Here is a 6,959-nt window from a genome sequence, read left to right on the forward strand (position 1 = left end):
CCCCTGATCACCCAACTTTCATCCGGACTTTCAGGCTTCTTTTTTGAAAAAATTGAGAAAGCTGGCGCAACGAGGAGAGGAACGATAAAAAGAAAGAGGTATGTAAGTAATTTCATTTTGCCTAACGGTGAGCGTAGTCACGGAGGTGAGCGGAGCGAACCGGAGTTGACTACCGCGACTGGATATCCTCCTCGGTGTTTAGATTGTTGAACCACATAAAGCTCTCTTCATCAAAGAGGACAAATTGGATTCGCTTCAAATTCTGTGTTGGAAACGCCTTGCAGGTTCGTATCAAGAGTTCAGCAACCCTCCGAGTCGGCAATCCGAAGACGCCAGTCCCAAGGGCTGGGATCGCCACCGATTCGATTCTATTTTCTTCGCAGAGTCTGAGGATTTCTTTTCCGCAGCTGACAATCAGTGCTTCCCAGCCTTCAGTTTCGCCATTCGGAGCGACGGCATGAATTACATACTCAGACGGCAAATCGCCTGCTCCCGTGATGACTGCTTCGCCCTCATGGATCGGGGCAAGTGCATCACATTCTTTTTGTATCGATTCACCGCCAGACCTCAAAATTGCTCCAGCGACTCCACTACCAAGAATGAGTTCTTCATTCGCAGCATTCACGATTGCTTGGGTAGTTGATTGGGTGATGTCCCCCTGGATGATTTCGATCATTCTTTTGGATATCGATGAGATGAGGCACCGATACAGCGGTAAGCGGTGCTGAGATTGGAATCAAGGTGGTCAAAATTTCCAAGAAGGTCAATCACGCGGCGGCTGTATCGGTTGTTCCTCAATCGTCTGGTTCTGTGTTTCCTTGCCCATTTCGTCAATGGTCAGGGAATACCGATAGTAACCGTCCTCCCAAGAAACCCGATTTCCATCTGCTTTCAATTTCTTCACCAAGGGAGTCGCTTCCTGAAATCCACGGTCAACACGAAAAAGGAGAGAACGATAACCAACATCCGTGAATTCTATCCATGAAGCGCCCGGGTCTAGCATCTCGAAACCGCAATAGTCGTGGCCATACACCCGTCTGATTTTTCCTTTCTCGAATTCAATCGTTTCGCTTTCAGATTCGTTGTAAGTGTGACCGAAAAATTCTCCACCCAAGAGAAAACCAATAAAGCCTACGAGTGGTATGGTTATTAATACGAGTAGGACTTTCATCTTTTTATCACAGAACGTAGATGTTTAGTCGTGTAGCGCAGCGGAGTCGACTAAACATCTTGTTATTGGCCACCTGGCGAGCCGAGGAGAAAAGAATCCCTGTGAAAATTTTTCTTCAGTCCCCAAAACAATTTTTTTAGTTGAAATGTGTTCTTTTGTTCACTAGAAGTTTCGGGTCCGTCACGCGTGACCTCAACGCATGTTAGGCCTCGCGAGTCGCAACCCGAAACCACTTCAATTAATTCTTTTGTGCCCTGCGCCTTCATTCTTTATTCAAGATCTCATCGCAGGTGTGCCTCTAACGTCAAGAGTAGTCGATGCGAGTCTGTGGGGTCAATTGTGCAACTGGTTCTCGGATAATCCAGCGCCTGAACTCGCATTGACTATCTCGCCTGGATATGCCCTACTGGGTAAGCCTCAATAAGATACCTCCAAATACTATAAACGCAAAGCCTGAAATCATTGGAATCAGGATAAGAATAGATGCATCACCATCGCTATTTAGATATGCAATTGAACTTATCAGGTAGAGGGCAGCACCCAGATTCATGGAATACCAGGGCCATTTCGTGTAGATTAGGGATATCCCGCAATTAGGACATTCATTCTCTTTTCTTGCTCCCCAAAGCGTAGTAAATTTCCACTTGTCCACCCACGAAACTTTGTGACTGCAGGCAGGGCATTTCATTCTTTTTTTCCTATATCGATGAGGACAGGCAACCCGCCTGACGAGTTGGAAGTCTTAGTGATTTCTAGAGTTTTACGGGCGGGTTGTCGGGTTGTCCTGCTCCGGCTGGTTCTGCCTTTTTCGCTTCTTTAGTCGCCCTTCGAGTAAACTTCTCTCGGAAATGAGGCATCTTGGAATCAGGCCAAGTCATCCACATCGTATCCCCTTCCACTTGAGCATCTACAATCTGCTTCCCAACCTTTTTGTCTATAAATTCTATTCGGATTATTCCGTCGTTCAGTTTGGTAACAAGTGGCTCCCCCTTATACTCTAACTCGCGAAACTTACAGTGCATCGTAGAGCCAGAGAATTCGAAGGTAAGAATCCCAAGCAAACCATCGAGCTTTTCCAAGCGTTCAGGCGTCCAGTATGGATGTTTCTTTAATTCTTTTAGAGTGCCCTCCATGTCCGACTTCCATGCCCCCTCTATCGGCTTGAGGAGCTCAGAGCCACTTACGTCGAGCGACAAAACAACAAAAAGTGATATGTATGTGAGTAATCTCATTTTTCTTAAAAACAGAACGTGGAGCACTATCGCACCTGTAGCGCGGAGCGCGAAAGGTGTTGATAGCTGCGTCTGGATAGACCCAGTTCTGGTATAGTCAAATCGGTTAGTTCTAATGCTCTCATTTCGAAATTAACCGGTGGATGAGTCCCTCTTATGTTTTTTCGCAAAAATAAACTGAGAACCTACGAGCGTTGCCAGCCCACCGATGAGGAAGGCCTGGGCGATGGCTCGATTTTGTTTAATTTCTTTTTCCATTATTACTCTTTCTTCCGTCGTCATCTTCGATTCAGGGATGTTCGCAAGGTGATTCATTTTCTGATGAATGAGTGCGCTGATTGCAATCGCTAGAGCAGCTATCAAGACCACGATCAACTTCGGTTTCATTTCTTTCGTCTATCGATGAGGGTAGACGCCCGACCAAAGGAGGTGAGACGTGCAAGTGATTAACGGTATTTTCGAGGCGCTTACTCGGGTTGTCTATCCCGCCTGGTTCGACCTTACTTATATTATAATTAGTAAAAATATTAAGACAGGTAGAACTACATCAAAAACTATTTCTTTTCTCGTTGGAGGAGATTCTAACTGCGTAAAAGAGATGACCGTATCTAGAGCAGAGATAAAAATTAGCGTTCCGGCTATTCGTATATCACCAAAAAAATAAAAATAAAATCCTGTTAATATGAGAACGATTCTTACAAGAGGCCGAGCCATTTGTTTTATTCTTTCCTTTGCTGGCTCCTCACTGGCTTTTTTAAGTATATGCCGAATGGCTGGAGTTAGTGCAGCAATAAACACAAGCAATCCACCTCCAAACTGTAACAGTGCGTTAATTCTTTCCTCGCTCATAATGGCTGTTGGATGCTTTCAGATGGGTTATATTCTTTCGTCGAACGATAAGCGTAGTCGATGCGAGCCTAACGGGTCAATCATGCAAGTGGTTCTCGGACTTCCCAGCGGCGGCACTCGCATTGACTACCGCGACTGGTTCGCTCCCTTCTGTGAGTAGTCCTTCAAGCGCTTCTTCAAGCTATTCATCTGCTTCCGAAAACTCCACCACGAGAGCTCTCCTTTTTGCCTAAGGGCGATCAGCAGGTAAAGAGCGCTTAGGTCTGGGTGTGATTCATTCGGTTCTTTAGTTCCCTGCTCATTCAGTTCTGATAGGACATTCACGCAATCGTAGCATATGAAGAAGCCATCTGGGCATGCATGCAGAACCTTTGTTTCACTTCTCTTTTTGCCGCAACAGGTGCATGACTCTTCTTTTTTCATTCTCTTTCAGCGAACGTCGAGATCAGCGGATGCGAGCCGACTGCTTTAGATTAACACTGGCGGCGTTACTCGCATTCGCTGCATCGACTGGTTGGAATTTATGTTCTCTCATTCTTACTATCAAGTATCCCAAGAATCATGGTGAAGAAAACACCAATCGCAGATAGGCTCGCTGAGACCATCAATGGTGCATAAATCTCAAGCTGCATGATGTGGTATGTCTGCTGAGACATATCGGAAAACATTTCGTGGAACTTGAAATTTTCATTCCCAAAGCGCCAGACACCATGAAAGAAAAGCAAAACACTCATTGATCCTAAGCCCCAAAGGAACCCCTTCATTTTCTTTCCTTTGGAATAAGCCACGCAACCAGCTATAAACAAGAGTGCCAGGATCGAAAGCAAGACGATAGCTTCTACTGTTCTCGCATGGCCATAGATGCTCAAAAGGCTATATTCGATGGCCCGAACTGTAGGTTCATTTTCCATTCTATTTTTCCAACGATAAGGAGTATCATGTAGTGAGCGAGGGACGAGCGAGCGGAATTGATACCTCCGCCTGGTTGTGTGAGCTTCTTTTATCGAGAATTATCAGGTGCGTGAGATTTTCTTCGGCGTGATAACTAACCTGTATAACTAAACCAAGATCCATCTCGCCAACCATATACATAGTTTCGCTCTCGATTGCTCGATCCCACCAAGACTTATGCGAACTAAGTGAGTGTTTAATTTCTTTGATCAAACTCCCTTCTATAATGAACTGAGTGCCATAAGCATCACGCGAAAACTTCCATTTTTCAGTTTGGAGAGCTTCAGATTCAAAAGATATCGTATGCAATCCATACGCTTGAAGTTCTTTTTCTAGTGCAAGACCGATGCTTTTATTTCCCGGTTGGTATCTGACGGTTGTCTCACATCCCACAAATAGAAAAACTAATACAAGTGCTATCGTTACGTGTCGCTTTGTCTTCATTTCTTCTTACACAACGTCGAGCTCTGGCGCGGCGCGTTAGCGACGTTGACCAGAAGCGGCTTGTTATGGTTTTCCGTTTAGTATGGTAGGTTTAGCGGTGACAGTTCCGGTCCAGATGTTCTGAGGGTATCGATACCAATTCAATTTGGTGTCCCGTAGTGCTTTCTCTTCCCTGAGGATCTCTTCCGACATCCGATATTGGAAAAAGAGAGCGTAGCTCTCTGAATCTTTAAATTCATAGGGGAGCCTGAGCTTCACAGTCTTGGACTTATTCGGTGCTATCTCGATCAAATACTCTTCAGGCCATTTACGATCAGCCCAAAGTCCATAGGGCATGCATCCACCAATTCTCTCGACAGGTTCCATGCTTGATGTGCTGACGAGATGGATGTCGTAGTGTGGGTAGTATGCGTTTCGGGTGCTCCCGTCTAGAGGTCGAAGGATTCTCTGATTTTCTTTTGAGGTGTTCTTGAATACGAGGAGGATGTCGCGTGTTGATGCGCCTGCAATCTGTGCAATCGATATTTCTATTCCTTCGTTCTTGTCCTCTTCGAATTTTGGCAAAGCTAAGAAGTCTTTTGGAATCTCGAAGACCTCGGTCTGCATCTCTTCTTTGCCGATGCCTAAGAGGGGGATCAGGAAAAGTAGATATGCCATGAATTTCTTTCCCATAACGTAGAGGTGTCACATGGAGTGGAGGCGGAGCCGTAACGGAATTGTGACCACCGCCTTGATAGCTATTGATTGTTTTTTTGGAGTCGAACCCATAGTCCCATTCCGGTTTCAATTTCACTTCCATACATCCCTGTGAATCTTGTATCTTCCTTGTAGACCAAGGGTTTTTTAATCTCTAAGATCCTTTTAGATTCCATGGATTCAGGGTGAGAAATCTCAATAAGTCCGGGACCTCCAAGATCCCATGTGACCCAATGTCTTTTCCCGTCGAGTTCAATTACTTCGTAATCGGGAAGCCCTAGTTGGGCTCTCCTTTCAGGGGTAAATATTATTGGTGTTTCGCCTAAATACCTACCTTCAAGATAAACTTCAGCCTTGATTGGTTCAGCTGAGTCAAATCCTCCTTTTGGATCAATGACTAATACGGCATCCACCACAATATCTTCTCCTTTATCTTTGGTCATGAAATGGCGGCATCCCACATACGAAAGCGTGAAGACGAGGACAAGAATGACCAATATCTTATTCATTTTTGCTATCGATGAGGACAGGCAACCCGCCAGTGGGGATCGTAGTCCTAGTGATTTTTAGAGTTTTACGGGCGGGTTATCGGGTTGTCCTGCTCCGACTGGTTGGACTTTGATTTTCTAATGGAACAAAAATAGGCTCACCCTCTTTCAAGGAATATGGGTTCTGTAATCGATTCGCCTGTATAATCCAGGATATCCTTGAATTTTGTGCGCTGGCGATCGAAGCTAATGTGTCATCATCAGTGACGTGATACACGATGCCCTTTTTGGGATATTCAGCGTCAGTTGAGTGGTCCAAATTCGGATCAGGTTTTAAAAAAGGCCCGAAATGAACATTGGGATGTGATCTAGAGGGAACGCCTGCGTTTGGAACTGATCGATAAACCCCCTCATGTAGAGGTGTTTCGACAAAGGCCTCCTCCTTTGCTTCTTTTTTTGCCCTGCTGGAAGAAAAGTCAGTGGTTCCGCATGAGATCATAGATAAGACCGTCGGCAGAACTATAGCAATGTTCCGGATTTGTTTATTCATTTTCTGTCCAACGTGGAGCATGAGCGCGGCTTTAGCCGTTGCTCACTGCGTCTGGATCTGTCTTTGGGTGTAGGGTGAGTGTTGTAATCCAATAAAGTATCGAAATCGCGATTCCGACCGCAAGAAGTGCATCGAAAATATCATCTTTCTTGAAGCTAGATACCGTAAGAAACCAAATTAAACATGAAATTTCCGCAGTTAGCCCAACGATGATGAAAGCGATCATTTTATTTTTTCTTTTTCTCATTCGGGTGTGCCAATAGGCAAGCCCTGTGATGGCCGCAGGCAAACAAAGGCCTATGTAAAGAAAAGGGATAGCCAGTATGAAAACGCCGAGAGCATGAGGGTCTATTCCAAATTGGATAATCATGTCGACAATCAGAACTGTAATCGGAAAGAGAAAAACATGCCACAATATTGCTCTGTAGGGATCTTTCATTTTTTCACAGATCAACGTCGAGGAGTCTCAAGGAGTGAGCGACGCAGGAGCGAACGGAGTTGAGACCTCCGATTGGTTAGGCTCCCCATGCAAAGAAATATACGATGCCGGTATCCTTGTCGACAACTGCGCAATTATA

General features: G+C 45.2%; 11 protein-coding genes. All 11 read right to left on the reverse strand.

Features of this window, described 5'->3' with window-relative positions:
• Positions 1 to 169: 169 nt before the first annotated feature.
• On the reverse strand, positions 170 to 676 hold the full coding sequence (locus DDZ13_RS14860) for a macro domain-containing protein (protein ID WP_110132249.1): 507 nt from the start codon (positions 674 to 676) through the stop codon (positions 170 to 172).
• Positions 677 to 763: 87 nt separating this feature from the next.
• Positions 764 to 1,171: a hypothetical protein gene (locus DDZ13_RS14865; protein WP_146209394.1), complete on the reverse strand. Its 408-nt coding sequence runs from the start codon at positions 1,169 to 1,171 to the stop codon at positions 764 to 766.
• A 752-nt stretch (positions 1,172 to 1,923) separates the two neighbouring features.
• The gene (locus DDZ13_RS14870; RefSeq protein WP_110132251.1) at positions 1,924 to 2,403 is read right to left on the reverse strand and encodes a hypothetical protein; all 480 of its coding nucleotides are present in this window, start codon (positions 2,401 to 2,403) and stop codon (positions 1,924 to 1,926) included.
• Between the two features lie 132 nt (positions 2,404 to 2,535).
• A complete protein-coding gene (locus tag DDZ13_RS14875) occupies positions 2,536 to 2,790 on the reverse strand; it encodes a hypothetical protein (protein ID WP_110132252.1) in 255 nt (84 codons plus the stop codon).
• Between the two features lie 117 nt (positions 2,791 to 2,907).
• A complete protein-coding gene (locus DDZ13_RS14880; protein ID WP_110132253.1) occupies positions 2,908 to 3,252 on the reverse strand; it encodes a hypothetical protein in 345 nt (114 codons plus the stop codon).
• Positions 3,253 to 3,773: 521 nt separating this feature from the next.
• Positions 3,774 to 4,163: a hypothetical protein gene (locus tag DDZ13_RS14890; RefSeq protein WP_110132255.1), complete on the reverse strand. Its 390-nt coding sequence runs from the start codon at positions 4,161 to 4,163 to the stop codon at positions 3,774 to 3,776.
• 25 nt (positions 4,164 to 4,188) lie between these two features.
• Positions 4,189 to 4,647 (reverse strand): hypothetical protein, encoded by a 459-nt coding sequence (locus DDZ13_RS14895; RefSeq protein ID WP_146209395.1) that lies wholly within the window; start codon positions 4,645 to 4,647, stop codon positions 4,189 to 4,191.
• A gap of 63 nt (positions 4,648 to 4,710) precedes the next feature.
• Entirely contained in the window at positions 4,711 to 5,319 is a 609-nt protein-coding gene (locus DDZ13_RS14900; protein ID WP_110132257.1) for a hypothetical protein, read from the reverse strand.
• A 65-nt stretch (positions 5,320 to 5,384) separates the two neighbouring features.
• Entirely contained in the window at positions 5,385 to 5,786 is a 402-nt protein-coding gene (locus tag DDZ13_RS14905) for a hypothetical protein (RefSeq protein ID WP_146209396.1), read from the reverse strand.
• A 142-nt stretch (positions 5,787 to 5,928) separates the two neighbouring features.
• Positions 5,929 to 6,381, reverse strand: coding sequence for a LysM peptidoglycan-binding domain-containing protein (locus tag DDZ13_RS14910; RefSeq protein WP_158279948.1), 453 nt, complete (start codon positions 6,379 to 6,381; stop codon positions 5,929 to 5,931).
• Positions 6,382 to 6,412: 31 nt separating this feature from the next.
• A complete protein-coding gene (locus DDZ13_RS14915) occupies positions 6,413 to 6,820 on the reverse strand; it encodes a hypothetical protein (RefSeq protein ID WP_110132260.1) in 408 nt (135 codons plus the stop codon).
• Positions 6,821 to 6,959 lie beyond the last annotated feature (139 nt).

The organism is Coraliomargarita sinensis (assembly GCF_003185655.1).
Taxonomy (GTDB): domain Bacteria; phylum Verrucomicrobiota; class Verrucomicrobiia; order Opitutales; family Coraliomargaritaceae; genus Coraliomargarita_B; species Coraliomargarita_B sinensis.